The 15,649-nt window shown below is 68.7% G+C and carries 16 protein-coding genes and 1 pseudogene; 5 read left to right on the top strand and 12 right to left on the bottom strand.

The window, feature by feature from the left end; genetic code table 11:
• Window positions 1–134: 134 nt before the first annotated feature.
• From ACZ7NC_RS00165 to ACZ7NC_RS00135, 7 genes are all read right to left on the bottom strand, one after another.
• Window positions 135–1,352, bottom strand: a complete 1,218-nt coding sequence (locus ACZ7NC_RS00165) for a single stranded DNA-binding domain-containing protein (protein WP_471483491.1) — start codon at window positions 1,350–1,352, stop codon at window positions 135–137.
• A 135-nt stretch (window positions 1,353–1,487) separates the two neighbouring features.
• The gene (locus tag ACZ7NC_RS00160) at window positions 1,488–1,910 is read right to left on the bottom strand and encodes a hypothetical protein (RefSeq protein WP_471483490.1); all 423 of its coding nucleotides are present in this window, start codon (window positions 1,908–1,910) and stop codon (window positions 1,488–1,490) included.
• A 68-nt stretch (window positions 1,911–1,978) separates the two neighbouring features.
• Window positions 1,979–3,754: a ParB/RepB/Spo0J family partition protein gene (locus ACZ7NC_RS00155; RefSeq protein ID WP_471483488.1), complete on the bottom strand. Its 1,776-nt coding sequence runs from the start codon at window positions 3,752–3,754 to the stop codon at window positions 1,979–1,981.
• Between the two features lie 94 nt (window positions 3,755–3,848).
• Window positions 3,849–4,316, bottom strand: a complete 468-nt coding sequence (locus tag ACZ7NC_RS00150) for a DUF6197 family protein (RefSeq protein ID WP_471483486.1) — start codon at window positions 4,314–4,316, stop codon at window positions 3,849–3,851.
• Between the two features lie 29 nt (window positions 4,317–4,345).
• The gene (locus ACZ7NC_RS00145) at window positions 4,346–4,615 is read right to left on the bottom strand and encodes a hypothetical protein (protein ID WP_471483485.1); all 270 of its coding nucleotides are present in this window, start codon (window positions 4,613–4,615) and stop codon (window positions 4,346–4,348) included.
• A gap of 28 nt (window positions 4,616–4,643) precedes the next feature.
• Window positions 4,644–5,027, bottom strand: coding sequence for a hypothetical protein (locus ACZ7NC_RS00140; RefSeq protein WP_471483483.1), 384 nt, complete (start codon window positions 5,025–5,027; stop codon window positions 4,644–4,646).
• A gap of 91 nt (window positions 5,028–5,118) precedes the next feature.
• Window positions 5,119–5,850, bottom strand: coding sequence for a DUF2786 domain-containing protein (locus tag ACZ7NC_RS00135; RefSeq protein WP_471483482.1), 732 nt, complete (start codon window positions 5,848–5,850; stop codon window positions 5,119–5,121).
• A gap of 540 nt (window positions 5,851–6,390) precedes the next feature.
• Here ACZ7NC_RS00135 and ACZ7NC_RS00130 point away from each other — a divergent pair.
• Window positions 6,391–6,840, top strand: coding sequence for a hypothetical protein (locus tag ACZ7NC_RS00130; RefSeq protein ID WP_471483480.1), 450 nt, complete (start codon window positions 6,391–6,393; stop codon window positions 6,838–6,840).
• Window positions 6,815–7,465, top strand: a complete 651-nt coding sequence (locus tag ACZ7NC_RS00125) for a hypothetical protein (RefSeq protein ID WP_471483479.1) — start codon at window positions 6,815–6,817, stop codon at window positions 7,463–7,465. Before ACZ7NC_RS00130 ends, ACZ7NC_RS00125 begins: the two co-directional genes overlap by 26 nt.
• A 333-nt stretch (window positions 7,466–7,798) precedes the next feature.
• Here ACZ7NC_RS00125 and ACZ7NC_RS00120 read toward each other — a convergent pair whose 3' ends face one another.
• Window positions 7,799–8,302 carry a hypothetical protein gene (locus ACZ7NC_RS00120; protein WP_471483478.1) on the bottom strand — a complete coding sequence of 168 codons (504 nt, stop codon included), beginning with the start codon at window positions 8,300–8,302 and terminating at the stop codon, window positions 7,799–7,801.
• Window positions 8,303–8,671: 369 nt separating this feature from the next.
• Here ACZ7NC_RS00120 and ACZ7NC_RS00115 point away from each other — a divergent pair, with 369 nt between their 5' ends.
• Window positions 8,672–9,883, top strand: a complete 1,212-nt coding sequence (locus tag ACZ7NC_RS00115; protein ID WP_471483477.1) for an IS110 family RNA-guided transposase — start codon at window positions 8,672–8,674, stop codon at window positions 9,881–9,883.
• Window positions 9,884–10,246: 363 nt separating this feature from the next.
• Window positions 10,247–10,693: a hypothetical protein gene (locus ACZ7NC_RS00110; protein WP_471483475.1), complete on the top strand. Its 447-nt coding sequence runs from the start codon at window positions 10,247–10,249 to the stop codon at window positions 10,691–10,693.
• A 791-nt stretch (window positions 10,694–11,484) separates the two neighbouring features.
• Here ACZ7NC_RS00110 and ACZ7NC_RS00105 read toward each other — a convergent pair.
• On the bottom strand, window positions 11,485–11,724 hold the full coding sequence (locus ACZ7NC_RS00105) for a hypothetical protein (protein WP_471483473.1): 240 nt from the start codon (window positions 11,722–11,724) through the stop codon (window positions 11,485–11,487).
• A 1,053-nt stretch (window positions 11,725–12,777) separates the two neighbouring features.
• Here ACZ7NC_RS00105 and ACZ7NC_RS00100 point away from each other — a divergent pair.
• Window positions 12,778–13,722 (top strand): hypothetical protein, encoded by a 945-nt coding sequence (locus ACZ7NC_RS00100; protein ID WP_471483472.1) that lies wholly within the window; start codon window positions 12,778–12,780, stop codon window positions 13,720–13,722.
• A gap of 6 nt (window positions 13,723–13,728) precedes the next feature.
• Here ACZ7NC_RS00100 and ACZ7NC_RS00095 read toward each other — a convergent pair whose 3' ends face one another.
• The 3 genes and pseudogenes from ACZ7NC_RS00095 to ACZ7NC_RS00085 form a co-directional block, all read right to left on the bottom strand.
• Complete coding sequence (locus ACZ7NC_RS00095; protein ID WP_471483471.1) at window positions 13,729–14,037, bottom strand: AzlD domain-containing protein; 309 nt, start codon at window positions 14,035–14,037, stop codon at window positions 13,729–13,731.
• Window positions 14,034–14,735 (bottom strand): AzlC family ABC transporter permease, encoded by a 702-nt coding sequence (locus ACZ7NC_RS00090; RefSeq protein WP_471483470.1) that lies wholly within the window; start codon window positions 14,733–14,735, stop codon window positions 14,034–14,036. Before ACZ7NC_RS00090 ends, ACZ7NC_RS00095 begins: the two co-directional genes overlap by 4 nt.
• Window positions 14,633–15,618, bottom strand: a pseudogene (locus ACZ7NC_RS00085) (AraC family transcriptional regulator). The gene ACZ7NC_RS00090 and the pseudogene ACZ7NC_RS00085 overlap by 103 nt, the downstream one beginning before the upstream one ends.
• Between the last annotated feature and the right edge of the window lie 31 nt (window positions 15,619–15,649).

Below are 15,649 nucleotides of genomic sequence, written 5' to 3'. Positions count from 1 at the left end.
AACTACGGGGCTATCTGGACTGACGCCGTCCGCGCGCCGGTGGGGGTTGGTCGCGGGGGTCCCCCCCCCCCCCCCCCCCACGGCCCGGCTGCCGGGGTTCGGCCGGGCGGTGGCTCCCGCCCGGCCGGGTGCTCCTATGCGGCGACCGGTTCGCGCTCAGTGACTCGGCACCGGGTGAGTACGGTCTGTGCGGTCTCGCCGTAGATGCTGTGGTCCTTGACCGTGCCGGTCAGCTCGACCTCGTCGCCCTGGTCGGGGACGTCGGCGGCGGAGCTGAACCAGACGAACACGTTCCCGTCGCCGTCCTGGAACTTCACCAGTCGGCGGCGCTGGGTGTGGTAGCCGTACGTCCGGCCCTCCAGCTCGATCACGGTGGTGACGGTGGCGTTGGTGGTGATGCGCTCGCCCACGGTGCCCTGCGGCTTGGAGTTCTGGGCGGCCCGCTCGGTGGCCTCCTTCTCCTGGTCGCGGTACCAACCCGCGATGGCGGACACCAGCGTCGGCAGGTGGCGGGGGTCGACGGTCTCCCCCTTGGCCAACTGGCCTACCTTGTGGCGGTAGTCGGAGAGGCTGCCGTATCCCTGGACGGCCCATGCCCGGACGGCGGCTGCGGTGGTCAGCGCGTCGGGGTCGGCGTCGATGGCGGCCCGCCACTCCATCGGGGCCTTGCGGTCGAAGAAGTACGCTTCGACGCCGTCGGCGGTCGGCATGGTGTTCTTCCACTGCTCGGACCGGCTGTAGAAGCGGCCTTCGGCCTTCACGATGGCGGCGGTCACCCGCAGGACTTCGGCCACCGGGACGCGGAGATCGGCCGGGATGCCGCCCTCGTCGCCGTCCCAATCGGAGTCCTTCAGCGTGCCGAACCTCCACAGGGCCTCAAGGCCCTTGATCGGCAGACCGGTGTACGGCTCAACGCACGTCGTGCCCAACTGCCGCATCTCGCCGTTCTCGTGGCGCGCGAGATAGGTGGCGGTGCGGTGACGGGCCACGGCGCACCCGTGGCAGAAGTTCTCGATGGCGCGGTACTGACGCGCGGCCTCGGCGTCCTGCTCGGGCAGACCGGGGAACAGGCTGGTGATCGTCTCGCCCTCCTCGTCGTGGTCCAGGCGGGCGATGACGGTCCAGCCGTGGTGACGGGGGATGTCACCGGAGATCGTCACGGTGACGGTGGGGCGCTGGCCGATCAGACGGCCGTCAATGTCGTGGTAGTCGGCGAGGAACGGCTCGGAGATGTCGAGCGCGTACGCGCTGAGGCGGTGGACGGCGGCGCGGGCGTTGGTGGCCTCGACAAGCTGACGGACGCGGGACTCGGCCGTGGCGGGGATGGAAAAACGCATGGCTGCGCTGGTCATCGTGGGTGCTCCTGCTGGTGAGAGAGGAATCGAGCGCCCGGCCGGGCGGGTTGCCCTCCGCGTACGGCCGGGGTCGGGCCGGCTGGCGGCCCGTGGTGTTGGAGGGGGGTTGCCCTCCCCCTCCAACACCGTTAATTAAACCATGTTTTGCGGTGCGGGGCAAGCATCCCGGCCGGGGATGTCGAGTGCGGCGCGGTCGCGCAGGAACGCGGCGAACAGGGCGGCGGTGTAGCTGTCGGCGGTGCCGTAGGTGCGGCGGCAGTCCAGCGCCCCGATGCGCTCGCCCCGGTGGCGGACGGGGAACGCCTGGCCGGGGGCCGGGATGGCGAGCGCATACAGTCCGCGCGGCGTGTCCACGCGCAGGACGACGGCGGCGGCCTGGTGGTCGTAGGCGGCGGACCAGCGGGCGGGCCCGATGCCGAACTCCGCGAGCCCGGACGCGATGGCGCGGGCCTGCATGATGTCGGCGGTGGTACCGGGGTCGGGCTCGGCGGGGGCCGGAACGCATCCGCAACCGTGATCGTCGGCGTGGGTCTCGAACAGAGCTGTACGGGTCACTGTGGGGCTCCTGGGGCGGTCGGGGGCGGGAGGGATTCCCGCCCCCGGGCGTCGGGCGGCTGAGGTGGTTAGGCGGCGGCTTCGTCGTCGCTTGCCGGGTCGTCGGCTTCCTCGGCCTCCGGCTCGCTCGCCTCCTCGTCGCTGCCGGGCTCCTGCTCGGCCCCCGGCTCACTGCCGGACGTGATCGCGGCGCGGGGCTTCTTCTTCGACGGGTCGTAGGGCTCCTCGTCCACAACCGACTGCTCAATGGGCGTGAGGGGGTAGCCCAGGGACGCGAGCACCTGCAACCAGCGGCCTGTGGGCTTCCGCGTCCACGGGGCGTGCTGGCTGTCCGTCCGCCACGCCGACCGGTTCGCGCACTTCTCCCGGACGGCGGCGATGGCAGCGAACTGCAACTGGGGAGCGCGGCGCGGGTCCTTGGCGACGTGCCCGGCGAAGCTGCCCCGGTCCTTGGCCTGCTGGGCGTTCAGGCCCAAGAAACCGGCCAGGATCTCGGTCGTGCCCTCCTTGTTCAGGTCGTCGGAGATACCCCAACTACCGTTCAGCAGAGCGTTATTGACGTGCCCGATCAGGGTGTTGGTGGTGGCCTTCGGGAGGTTGCGCCGCTTGATCAGGTCTGTGATCCACTTCCGGCGCAGGGCCTCGGCGGCGTCCCAGTCGATGTTCCCCTTCTTGACGGCGGCGCGGGCTGCACGCTCGGCTTCCTTCTCGGCGGTGGTCTTCGTGCCGCCGGTGCCGTTGGCACTCTCGGGCACCGTGTGCCCGTACAGGCCAGGGGCGGAGCAGTAAGGCTCGTACCGGTCGCCCCGCCGCTCATCGAACACCCACACAAGGCCCTTGCACTCGGCGTGCTCCTCGGTGCTGATGCCGCGCAGACGCCACACGGGCATGGCACGCTCGGACAGCTCCTCGGCGTCCCTGATCTTCTGCCCGGCCGCCTCCAGCTCGGTGCGGTGGGCCTCGGCCTTGTTCCGCTTGTCGCGCTTGGTCCGCTCGACGGCAATCGCCCAGTCAACGTCTCCGGCGTCGGCGTCGTCCTCGGCGGCGGCCTCTGTGATCGCGGCGAGTGCTTCGGGGTCGTCGGCAAACTCGGTGAGGGCGGCCAGGTGCTCAAAGGTCCACTCGTAGCCGCTCGCGCCCGTGACGGCGGCGCTCAGCTTCTCGTCGGACCTGACCTTGACGAGGGTCTTCACGTCCTTCTGCCGCACGCCTGCGGCCTTCGCGATGCGGCCCACCTGCGCGCCCGCCTCGGCGGCGCTGAACATGGCCTGGTTCATCTCCGCCGCGCTCAGGCTCTTGCGGTGCTGGGCGGTCGTGATCATGTCGAGGAACTGCCCGGCGGCGTCGCGGTCGTCGTCGTCCCACTCGTACGGCAGGTGGGTAAGGCCCGCGTCCATCGCTGCGTGGTAGCGGCGGTTTCCGTCGTTGACCTGGAGGACTCCGCCGTCAAGTCGCTGGATCTTGACGGGGATGCGGCACCCCTCGGCGCGGAGCGACTCCACGAACGGCGCGTTGATGTCGAGGTCTTCGCGGGCGTTCTTCGGGTGCGGGGTGAGCGCGTCGATCCGGATGACGGGGCGGGGCGTGACCGGCACGGTCTCCAGCCCTGCGGCGACGGCTGCGGCCAGTCGCTGGAACCCGTCGATGATCTGCGGCACGTCGCCGTGGGTCCGCACGACGTACAGCGGCTCCACGACGCCGTTGTCCTTCACGTCGGACAGCAGATCGGCCGGGGCCTCGATGTCACGGACGTTGCCGGGGTGCGCAGTGAGTTCGGCGACCGTGCGGGTCGACCACGGGGCAGGGGCAGTCTGGACGCCGGCCTGGGTCTTGACGTTGGTCATCGGTCCTTCTTCTTCCTGGTGAGAGTTCGTCGGGCCGTTCGGCCCGGTGAAGGTGCCGGTCGGGGGGTTGCCCTCCCCCTTCCGACACCATTAATTAAACCATGTTCTTGCCGCTGGGGCAACCAGGGGTGCTGTGATCGCCGCCACTCGGGTACAGGGCTGCGGCGGCGCGGATCATCGCGGCGGCCTCGGCGGTGGTCCGCTTGAGCTCGTCTCCCCAGCACCACAGGAGGGTGCGCCGGTAGGCGTCCTCGGTGAGCCGCAGTTTGCGCCACCGGACGCCGGAGACGGGGCGGCCGTTGATGTGGTTGCTGAGCACTACAAGGGAGTCGAATAGGGCGCGCTGGAAGATGTCCCACGGTTCACCGCGCACGGACCAGCGGGGCCGGACGGAGCGCACGCCGCGCCCCCACGCGTGCAGCACGGTACACGGGGCGGTGTCGCCCATCCGGCCGGGCTGCCAGAGGTGGTCACCCTGGTAGAGCCCGACTCGTTCGATGTGGTCGGCGGCGGCCGTGAGGATACGGGCAGGGGTGGCGGGCGGTGGCTTCCGGGACGGCATTGCTTTCTCCTGGGGCGGGTTGGTGACGGTCAAGAGCTGCTGTGCTGGGCGGACTTGGCCTTGATGGTGCATTCGACGCAGTGACACGGCGTCTGCCACTGCCACCCGGACGGGCAGATGATCGAGTAGGCAAGGGCGGCGGCTTCGCTGATCCGGCCGGTGCCGGGGTCTTTCGGGGTCGCGGCGGCCCATTCCTGGGGGAAAGGGTAGACCTGGAAGTAGTGGCGGCCGTTCTCGTCGGTCTTGGCGAATCTGGCCCATTCCATGTACATGCGGGATTCCTCTGCGAGCGCGGTCAAGGGCGAGTGGGTATGTGCACGATTCGGCTCACGCCGCGTCCGCCAGGTCATACAGGAGCGTTATCGCCCTGTCCTCAATGGAGTTCGCGGTGACCTCTTCGTCTTCTTGATCGCGTTCATCCTCGTCCGCGTATGCGCCTGCTTCGGCTTCCCATTCGTTGAGCAGTGACTGTGTTCGTCGGGCGAAATCCTCTTGCGCGGCATTGAGTTCGGACCAAGAGAGGAAGTCACGCAGTGCGCTGGCGTAGTCCTCGCCGTGGTAGTGGCCGTGCCACCATTCGGAGGGGGTGGGGCCGAATGCCTTGGGAATGATGGCGGTAACCCACTCATCTCCGTTGTGGAGCAAAGCCGTGCGCATTCCCGTCTGGTGGTTGGCGTGGAAGCTCATTACTTCGTGGTTACCGATGCGCATTTCCGCTCCTGGGGGTCGCAGTGACGTGGTTCGGATGGCCCTTTATCCGGACGCCGGGGCGGCAGGTGACTGCCGCCCCGGCCTGCGCGGGCTATGACGCGATGGCCCCGGCGGCGGCGCGGCCGATCCTGCGGCCCCCGATGTCTGCGCGCCCTCCGGCGGCCCAACCGTCGCCGTATCCGCTGCCTGTGACGGTGGTCCGGCCGCCGCTGCGGGTGCGCGGGTAGGCGGCCCGGTAATTGCGCTCCACGATGGCCTTGCGGTCGGCGAGTACCAGTGCGGTGCTGCGGCCGGTGGCCGTGGTCTCGTGGCTCGCCTCGGCTTGCGCTCGGCGCTCGGCTTCCTCGATGCGGTCCCCGACGCGGTTGATGTAGCCGAGCAACCAGGACCGGCGCCACGCGCGGGCACCTTCTCCCCACGGAACCGACTGGCGCGCCAGGCTGCTGTTCATCTGAAGGAGAAGGGAGGTATAGAGGAGTTCGACCCGCTGAATGTCGGACTCAAAGCCGAAGATGTGCACCTGTCGCGCGGGGCCGTTGCCCTCTCGACCAAGGTGGATGAGTTCGCATCCCATGGCGCGAGCAATGCGGTTGATGAGGCGCACGCGTTCCATGGCCCACGGGTTGGTGACGGTGGTCTTGCGGTCCGTGGAGGCATCGCCGCTCGACTGCCCGTCGTTCAACATGGCCTGCTCGATGCCGTACTTGGCCATGAGCTGAGCGGCCTTCGCGGTGAGCGCTTCGGCCTCCTCGGGATACTGAGTCGCTTCAGCCTTCGCGAGGATGGCTCGAATCTGGGTGAGCTTCGGGTGCTCCTGCTGCATCACTGCCGTTCTCCTGGTGAGAGAGGTTTCGCCGGAGCGTTCGCCCGGCGGAGTGCCGGTTGGGGCGTTGCCCTCCCCTTCCGACACCACTAATTAAACCATGTTATAGAGATTGGGTCAACCTGGAAAGAGGCTCTGACCTGCCCTTTTCTTCACCCCTCGGCCCGCATCCGTCCGGCCGGGCCCGGCCACAACGGACCTGGGCGGGGTTCCCTCCTCGGTCGGACAGCTCCGCCGTACCAGGGTTCCGGACGCGGTGTCCAGGCTCGCGAAGCGACCGCGAAGCGGCCCGGCCTGGACGCCGTGTCCGGGTTCCTGGTACGCCCCTGGGGTGTCCGGCCGAGGAGGGAACCCCGCCTCCACCACCCGCACCACAACGGCGCGGAACCCGCACGACTGCCCCCTCCCCCTCCGAGAGAGGACCCGCCGGAGGCACAGAATCTCTGACGCCGGCGCCCTCTGCCTGGTTCGAGATGTCCGCGGAACCGTGCTTACGGTGCGCGCGATGAGCAGTGACTTCGAACAGAACTAGGGGAACGGGTGAGCACGATTCCGGCAGCATCAGTGAGCGCGGCGGAGCTACGGCGGCGGGTTCGAGCTGCCGAAGCACTCAAGGCGAAGACTCGGGAGATGGCCGCGGCCAACGTGTTGGTCACACGTGAGGCTGCGGTGAATGCCGCGAGGGCGAAGGACGACGCTGATATCGCAGCTCGGGAGGCCGCTGCGGTTGTCCTGCGGCTTTTCGACAGCGACGCCGAGTTGGTCTCCGAGCTGCTGGGTGTACCGGCGGAGGAACTGGAACGTGAGGCGAAGCCTGTTACCGCCGCTCGCGCGAAGGAGGTCATCGAGGAGCTGCGGGCCCGCGCCGAGCGGCCGCCCACCCGTCGTCCCCGGACACCGAAGACAGAGCCATCGGCCACACCGCCTCCTGCACCCACGGCTCCGGCCCCGGTCTACACGCCGGATGACGGCCGGTCTGATGCCCCCTGAGAGCGACTTCGGGCCCGGGCTGTTCCCGCTCACAGCGGTGAACGAGTCCGGGCCCGCTCCCGTCGACGAACAGCTCGCACTCATCGGCGAGCCAACACCCGTGCGCATCCCGGCCATTGAGTGGGCAGCATGGCTGGCCAACGAGGCCGTGCAAGCCCGCTACTGGGCCAAAGTCCGCCGGACCTCGTCGCAGACAGACTGCTGGTTCTTCTTCGGTGGGATCTCCAGCACCGGTCACGCCAGTTTCAGGGCCGCTTCACGGCCGGGCAGAACACGACGCGGTACGGTGCCGGGCCACCTCTACGGATACCAACTCGCCCACGGCGTAATCCCTCGTCTGGGCTGGGGAAACGACAGTCCCACCGTTTGCCATACCTGCGACAACCACTCGTGCCAGCAGCCTGCGCACCTTCGGCTGGGCACGGCAGTGGAGAACCGGGCGGAATGGCTGGCTCGCCGCAGGGATCCGGGAAGTCCGCTGGCCGACATTCGCGGTCCGGCAGGACGCTCCCGCGCCATCGGCGCCGCCATTCGCGCCGCCCTGGCGACCGGTGAGTCGGAGCGGGAGATCGCGGACCGCATTCAAGCTGCCGTTGCAGCGGGCAGACCGCTCAGCCTCTGGTGACCACCTTCTAACTGCTCAACCCAGGTTTCATCCGGGGTTGGGGGCTTTGGGCGTCGTTGCGCTGGCTACAGTGCTCATGACACCCAAGAGGCCTCCTCGGATTCTTCCGGGTGTAGAACCCGACTCGCCTCCCTCACGAACGCGTTCAGTGCCTCGTGCATGGGCTTCAGCCCACGTAAGACCCTTTGCCGGGGGTCGTCCTCTGCCCACTCCACCGCATACATGAGGATCTTCGAAACGTCCTGAGAGGTCAGGTACCCGGCCTGTACGGCCACGTTCAACGCGGTGGGTGAGCCGTCATCCTGGATCAGGCAGACCAGCGCGGCCACGTCCTCATAGGCGGGCGCTTCGTCGGGCGATCTGTCGCGCTCTTCCCCACCGCGCTCGCACGTCCGTGGACGTATCCCACGCCCACACCCGCGCCTGCGAGCGCCAGTTCTGCGGCAGGGCACGGGCCGCGCACTGGATCCGCGCTACCTCCTGCTCCACAGCCAGCACCGCTTCGAGCTGGTCGCGGTCATCGGTCCGCTCCAACTCGTCCAGCTTGTTGAACGCGGCCACGGCACTCGTGTTCCAGCTCTCCTTTCCCCGGCACGCTATCGCCTGGTCGATGAACTGCTTAGCCGCATCGCGAACGGGCCGCGGGCCTTCAATCGACACAACGTCGTACGACCACCGTGCCCGGTCCAGCACCTGGGTGTAGGCCGCCGTATCGGCGTCCAGATCAGGCCCCGGAGCCATGACGTACCGGTGGACCCCATCCGCCAGGGCGCGCGCGTCGCGGGCGAACTCGGCATAGACCAGGCGACGGGCGTCTGTGGCAGCCTGATCTGCCATACCGCGGTTCCCCTCGCGAGCGGCGGCCACAGCACCCTTCCCGCCGACGCGTGCACAACAGTACGCGGCCAGGGCCCCGCCCACCATGGCTATGACCGCTGCCGCAGTCTCCGGGGATACCAACGCGGCCCACAGTGTGGGGTCTTCCTTACGTTGTAGGTGGGTTGGTTTCGGTCACTCGTAGGATCGAAAGGCCCAGGGATGCCGGGTGTGGCTCATGGGTTTCCGCCCGTTGGTGGCTTGAAAGGATTGGCCGCTCGGCATCCCGCGACGACTCGACCACTCATTGGGATGCGCGGCACAAGATCGCTTGGTAAGGACACGCTGGCGAGGTCGTCTGCTGGACTGTGAACGGATACGACTTCGGAGGTGGCCGTGCCCGAACTGTGGGCCGGTACGGATGCGGGCAAGGCCGCGCATCACTGCGTGGTGCTCGGCGCCGATGGCAAGCGTCGGCTGTCGCGTCGGGTGGACAACGACGAGACCGCGCTGCTCAAACTGATCGCCGATGTGCTGGAGTTGAGCGAGGGCGAGCCGGTGACCTGGGCCATCGACCTGAACGCCGGCGGGGCCGCGCTGATGATCGCGCTGCTGACCGACAACGGCCAGCAGGTCCTCTACATCCCCGGCCGCACCGTCCACCACGCCTCCGGCTCCTACCGGGGCGACGGCAAGAGCGACGCCAAGGACGCCTTCGTCATCGCCGACCAGGCCCGCATGCGCCGCGACCTCGAACCCCTGCACCGCGGTGACGACATCGCCGTAGACCTGCGGATCCTCACCTCGCGCCGCCTGGACCTGGCCGCCGACCGCACCCGGGCGATCAACCGGCTGCGGGCACAGATGCTGGAGTACTTCCCCGCCCTGGAACGCGCCTTCGACTACAAGACGTCCAAGGCGGCCCTGGTGCTGCTGACCCAGTATCAGACGCCGGCCGCTCTCCGGCGCATCGGCAGGAACCGGCTCGCGACCTGGCTGAAGAACCGCAGGGTCCGCAACTATCAGCTCGTCGCGTCCACCGCGGTGGACGCCGCCGAGGCCCAGCACACCGCCGTCACCGGGGAGAAGCTGGCCGCCGCCATGGTGGCCAAGCTCGCGAGGGAGGTGATGACCCTCGATGAGGAGATCGCCGAGACCGACGCCCTGATCGAGGGTAGGTTTCGCGACCACCCGCACGCCGAGGTCATCCTGAGCATGCCCGGCATCGGCCCCGTCCTGGGCGCCGAGTTCGTCGCCCACACCGGCGGCGACCTGAGTATTTTCGCCAGCGCCGACCGCCTCGCCGGCGTCGCCGGCCTGGCACCTGTCCCCGGGGACTCCGGACGCATCAGCGGCAACATGCGCCGACCACGCCGCTACTGCCGCCGCCTGCTGCGGGTCTTCTACATGTCCGCCATGGTCGCCGCCCGCTCCTGCCCCGTCTCCAGAGCCTTCTACGAACGCAAGCGAGCCGAGGGCAAGGGCCACAAGCAGGCGATCATCGCCCTCGCGCGGCGCCGCCTGAACGTCCTGTGGGCCCTCATACGCGACGACCGCCCCTTCAAGCTCACAGCACCACACGCCCCCGTCGAGCTGGGCTGACACGCTCACAGCGAGTCACCAACCTGGGTTGACAACTCCATTGGGAATCCTTTCCAGACACGAGTGTGTGTTCCCTTCTCTCGTACGGCGGTCACACACGGTAGCGGCCTGGAATCGGCGGCGGCCCGCACCGTGGGGTGCGGGCCGCCGTCGTGTTACCCAAGTCGGCCCAGGTCGTAGATCTAAATGCCGTCGAGGTATGCGATGCACAGCGCCCAGGAGCGCGGCCCGAACCGCGCCGCCGACTCCGGCGGGCGGCCACGCCTCGCGGTGGACGAACGCCTCGGCGATCGTCTCCAAAATCTCCTGTTGCCCCAACGGGCGCCATGGTGCAGCGGCGTTGGTTCTCGCTACGGTCGCAGGATGACGTTCGACGATGAGTTCGCAGCCGACTTACGGCAGAGCGTGGCACCGGCCGGGGTGATCGCCAACGCGCTGCGATGGGACATCCTGAATGACTGGGTCCGGTACCTGAACGACGACAAACACCCGGACAAAACGGCAGAGATGTCGTACCTCTGGGGTTTCATCAAGCACGATTTCGGCGGCGATGCACTGCGGTGCCTGTGGAACAAGCACCAGAGCAGCTACGGCATGTTCGCCGAGGTGGTGTGGCTGCTGCACCGCGAGTTCAGCGAAGGCGCCGGTGCAGATCATCACCCCCTCTTCGCCAGTCTGCCGCCGATCCCCGCCGATGTCCTATTCCGGAAGATTGCTAGCTCCTCCGCGGTGGCCTGGCGGGGGATGAACGAGGATCAGATGTTCGAGAGGCTGAGCAAGGCGCCACAGGACTACGACGCAATGCGGTAACCCTCGCACCTGGAACGCCGAGGGCGCGCACCCCCAACAGGTGCGGGCCCTCCTGTTACCCGGCCCCGGCCCACGAATCCTCATAGCGCGTACCGTCGAACCTCGTGCTCAATTCCCGAACGGGCCAACCACCGTGTGCTCTGCGCGTAATCTGACCTCGTGCCACGGCATACGTGCCCTCCGCCACCCACGTTCCCGGACACCGGGTCCGGGGCGACTCAGTGGAGGTAGCCGATGCGACGGCACTTAGGGAAGCTGGCCGACAGATTCGGACGGCGCGAACTAGCCCTGATCATCGTTGGATCGATTGCTTCAGCGGTGGCGGCCAAGCTGGTGGACGCACTGTTCTAGCTGGCGACCACGGCGACGGTAACGCCGTGGTCGCCAGCCGCTGGAAGGCCACTCCCCAGGGAGCCCTGCTCTGCAAGCGGAGCAGGGCTCCGCTGTGCGCCGAGCATGGCTTACTCATGTCCTGGACAGCGTGGGCGGGCCGCTGGCGGTCGGCCCCATCTCGGCCAATCGCGTGGCGGCGCAACTGACCCTTATAACTTGACGGATACCGAAAGCGTAGACGATCCAGGAGCGGCTCGTAGGGCGTTAAGCGTCATCACCACGAGAACGGCCATGAGCAGCAAGCACCCTCCATGCAGCCAGGGAGGCGCTCCCTCGTACATGCGCAGAAAGAACTAAGCAATGACGATCGCCCTCACAAGAGCGGTGATGATCCGTCCGCCGCGTGACAAACGCGCATCAGGGCTGGGGACGGCGGCAGCCACTCTCCGCTTGATCAGCTACGCCGCGTCCCCCGCCGGCGCGGGGTGCCGGACGGCCTTCTTCACGTCCATCTCGACGGAGACGCGGTCTGTGCCCTGCCCCTTCGCGTACTTCGTCACCTTCGCCTGAAAGTCCGCGGCGGCGTCGAACCAGGGCCTCCACGCCTCCGGACTGTAGGGCTCGCTCTTGACGGCGTCGTGAGCTTCCAGGGCAGCGCGCTCCGCGTTGATCAGGTCATCGAACGAAATAGCGGTCACGTCAGAGCATCTTACGTCCGAGCAGGACAAAGCCCCGGTGCTAAGCCGCCCTTTGGGCTTCGTCGCGGCCCTGGTCGTCGCCCCCGCCGCCGCGCTCGCGCCGAGCAGCTTCCTCCGCGACTGGCCCGACAGGCCCCTGGATGTCTGGCACAGGCGTCCAGCGCCTTCACACAGGCTTCGTGAAATGCCCGGATCATGGCCGGCCTGTTGATTCCACGTGCGTGTGCCTTCGTGCTGCCGTCGGGTCGGAACTCGGTCCGGAACCCGGCGGCCCGCGTCGTGAAACCGTCGGGCTCGAACTCCCACGTCCACTGGCTACTCACCGGAAGCGGCTCATACGTCAGGGTGCCGCCGACTTCGTACGACGCTAGAACGGAGTACACGAACTGCCGCTCTGGCATCCGGGCCCACACGGCGCCACTGCCGGCCCATCGGTCGCGTCTTTCGGGGCCGAGGGCTCCGCGGCGGGCGATCTTCTCCTCTGGCCAGTCGTCTGCCCGCATGACCGCGATCTCGTCCTCGTGGCCGTCGTTCCACTGGTCGGCAACATCCTGCGCGTGCTCGGTCCACGAACGGCACTTCCCGACCTCCCAGGGTGACGACCCGTTGCGGAGGGTAGGCCGCTGGACCTACCTGCCTTGGCCCCGCCAGCTCGTCAGGCTGTCGCCGCACCAGGTCATGCGGGTAGCTGCCGACAGGCCGGCGCCAGAAGGCAAAACGCATAGACAGTCACAGAGAGTATTCACGATCAGGCCAGGCTGGCAGCACAAAACTCCCCGGTCGCACCCTCACCCCAGGGGGTTTCCAGGGAGTTCAAGTGCGAATCCAGGGAGTTTTCAGGGAGTTTCAGCGCGGGACGGGCCGGGACGCGTAGGGCTTTCGATTCCGCACAACAGTGCAGGTCACAGCGCTAACTCACGTATATCGCCGCAGGTCGGCAAGTCTTCCGCTGCCAGAAGACCGTCAACCGCATGCGCCCAGTATCCCGCCCCTGGGGGTGGGTCTGTGCCGGGACCACTTGCCGAGACCGCTTTCCGTCCTACGGTCTGACGCATGCCCGAAACCGGAGCTTCCGCACTCCCCTCGACGCCCCAGGCGCATTCCCCGCTCTTCCGCGCCGAGCAGTTCGTCTGGCTCACCGCGCGTGTGCTGGAGCAGCGCCTGTTCGCGTACCACTTCCTGAACGGCGCCGCCGACCCGGTGGAGACCGCGCTGGACGCCTACCGCAACGAGGACGGAGGGTACGGCCACGCGCTGGAGCCGGATCTGCGCGGCCCGGTCAGCCAGCCACTGCACACCGGTCACGCGCTGCACGTCCTGGACGCCATCGAACGCTGCGGCGGACAGCGAGTGGACCGCGTGTGCCGCTACCTCACCTCGGTCTCCACCCCGGACGGCGCCCTGCCGGCCGTCCATCCCGGCCAGCGCGGCTACCCTGCGGCGCCCTTCCTGCCGATCATGGACAACGCGCCCAGCTCACTCCTCGCCACCGGCCCGGTGGTCGGCCTGCTGCACCGCAACGAGGTGTGGCACGCCTGGCTGTTCCGCGCGACGGACTTCTGCTGGCAGGCGGTCGAATCCCTGGAGAAGTCCCATCCGTACGAGATCGAGGCCGCCGTGGCCTTCCTGGACTCCGCTCCCGACCGCCCGCGCGCGGAGGCGGCCGCCGACCGGCTCGGCCGCCTGGTCCGCGAGCAGCGCCTCGCGGCACTGGAGCCGGACGACCTCGACGCCTACCCGGTCGCACCCGGCTACGCCCCCGGCGAGCACCACTTCCCGCACGACTACGCGAGCACACCACGCTCCTTCGCGCGCGCGTGGTTCACGGACGACGAGATGAGCCGCTCCCTCGACCACCTCACCGCCCAGCAGCAGGACGACGGCGGCTGGCCGATCGGGTGGCGCCAATGGGCGCCGGGCATCTCCCTGGAGGCCCGCCCCATGGTGACCGTCCAGGCGCTGCGCACGCTCAGGGCGTACGGCCGTCACATCGGCTGACCAGCCTCACCCGCCCATGGCCCGCACCCCTGCCGTCACCACCACGGCCGCCGCGACGACGAGCAGGAACGGGGCCCGCAGCACGAGCGCCAGGGCAGCCGCGGCAAGCCCCGCGGCCCTCGCGTCCAGCACCAGCGCCTGCCCGTCACCGAAGGTCTGCTGAGCGGTGAGGGCGGCAAGCAGAGCGACGGGCAACAGCGCGGCAAGACGCCGTACGACAGGCCTCTCCAGAGCACCCGCGGGCACGAGCAGCCCGACGAGCTTGACGGCGTAGCAGCCGAGAACGGTGACGCCTATGGCTGTCCAGGTGCTCATCGCACACCCTCCCCCGTACGTCGCCCCCGCACCCACAGCACGGTCGGCGCCGCGAGGGCGGCCACCAGAACGGGCACCCCGGCAGGCAGCACCGGCAGGAACCCGAGCCCCAGAACCACGGCCAGACCGGCGACAGCGCGCTCGGTGGCGGACTTCAGCATCGGCGCGAGCAACGCCAGAAACACAGCGGGCCCAGCCGCATCCAGCCCCCAGGCATCCGTGTCCCCGATGGCCTCGGCCCCCAGCGCTCCGAGCAAGGTGGTGAGGTTCCACAGCACATACAGGCTCAGCCCGGTCACGACGAACCCGATCCGCGCACTGCGCCGCGTCGGCTGTGCCAGCGCGACAGCCGCGGTCTCATCGATCACCCACTGCGCGGCGAACGGCCGCACCGCGCGCGGGAGGCGCAGTATCTGCGACAGCCTCAGCCCGTAGAAGGCATTGCGCGTCCCCAGAAAGAACGCCCCGGCGGCCGCGGTCAGTGGACTGCCGCCGGCCGCGAGCGCCCCCACGAGCGCGAACTGCGACGCACCGGTGAACACCAGCAGGCTGAGCACACAGGTCTGCGGGAGCGTGAGCCCGCTGCCCGCCGACGTCACCCCGAAGGCGAACCCGGACAGCCCGACGGCGACCCCCACCCCCAGGGCGTCCCGTACCACGGCGGCATCGGGTTTACCGCCACCCGTGCGGGGATCCATGCGAATTATCTGTTCTGCCACGCCCTCGAAGCTAGACAACCCACTACCGCGGGTCTTGTACGTTCTTGCGCTCCCGCTGATAGGCCCCGGGCGGCACCCCGACGATCCGGGTGAAGTGCCGATTCAGATGCGGCTGATCGGTGAACCCCACAGCCACGGCCGCCTCGGCCGGCGAGACACCGGCGTCCAACAGCCGCCGAACCCGCCGAACCCGCGCATCGGTCAGCCAGGTGTGCGGCGGCATCCCGTACACATCCCGAAAGGCCCGCAACAGAGCGAACGGACCGGTGCCAAGATCGGCGGCCAACCGCTCCAGACTCGGCGGCTCGGCCATCCGCCCTTCCAGCAGCTCACGCGCGCGGGCCGCCACCCGAGCCCCCGCCGTCCGCACCTCCCGCTGCGGCAGCGCCCCACCGTTCAACCGCAGCAGCCGAGTCACGGCAACGCGGAGCAAGGTGTCGGCAGCCAGCGCATTGCCCTCGTCAGCGGCCCGCAACACCTGGTGAACCAGGCCCACGGCATGACGGTCCTCCAACACCGGCCGGACAAACCCCGGCGTTCCCCGAATGGCAGTCGTCTCGGCAGCGATCTCCCCCACCACCTCCGGCGACGGATAGACGGCCCCGTACCGCCACCCCTCAGGAACCCCCGCCCGTCCCGTATGCGGCGTATCCGGATTGACCAACGCGAGAGCCCCGGCCCCCGCGTACACATCGGCCCCCCGATGATGAAAGACCTCCACACCGTCGGCGATGGCGGCGATCACGAAGTGCTCGTGGGTGTGCCGCACAAACGTCTTCCGTATGTACCGCGCCCGCAGCAGATCAACTGCGGGCAACTCGGCGTACCGCCAGTGCCGCGCCAGCTCCCCAGAACCTGCCATGAACCCATTGTCGGCCAGCTCCGGCGGGTGC

It is taken from the genome of Streptomyces sp. NPDC111802 (genome assembly GCF_055634335.1).
Note: the sequence above shows the minus strand (reverse complement) of the source record. Positions and strands in the feature narration are given on the sequence as shown.